The following is a 567-nucleotide window of genomic DNA, read 5'->3' as shown; positions in this document are numbered from 1 at the left end:
TGCAAATGCCTGTCTGTATTGATGTTCATATTGTTCCATTGTCCAGCCTGCTGATAAGCGGTCATCCTTATCCATTTTTCTGTATAAATTGTTATATACACTCTCCCTTTTGGTAGTATCACCATTTAGAGTACCATTTTCATTTAAGAATTCTTTCTTTGCCAGTTCAAACATTTCTTCCCGGCTGCTCTCTGGAATAGAAATGATATGTTTATAACTGTTTCTGTTCTCATCCGTTACCGCAAGTCCTGTTAATCCAGTATTCGGATCAATCCAGTCTCCGTTTTTGTCATACTGGCTCATCAGGTTCTTAATTGCCTGAACATTTGTAAACATTGCACCGTTTCCATTCTTCATCATCTCACTCAGTGCTGCTTTATACTTTTTACTGTTTGTGTCGATCCCTGCTGCTTTTAATTGTTTCTGTACAGAACTGCTGTTCATTTGGGACAACTGAATATTGTTGACTAAATTTGTTTTTGATGTTCCAAATGTCGTTTGAAATAAAAAACCGTAGTCCGTAATTCTTGACATAATCGAAGCCTCCTATCATTAAATTTTTTATAT

Annotated in this window: 1 protein-coding gene; it reads right to left on the bottom strand. The window is 36.2% G+C overall.

The genetic code is table 11. From position 1 onward, the window contains the following. Positions 1-534, bottom strand: a 534-nt coding sequence (locus tag DWW33_RS15530) for a DUF3879 family protein (protein WP_118639829.1), incomplete at its 3' end; no start/stop codon positions are given. Between the last annotated feature and the right edge of the window lie 33 nt (positions 535-567).

Source organism: Roseburia sp. AF15-21 (genome assembly GCF_003479505.1).
Taxonomy (GTDB): domain Bacteria; phylum Bacillota; class Clostridia; order Lachnospirales; family Lachnospiraceae; genus Roseburia_C; species Roseburia_C amylophila.
Note: the sequence above shows the minus strand (reverse complement) of the source record. Positions and strands in the feature narration are given on the sequence as shown.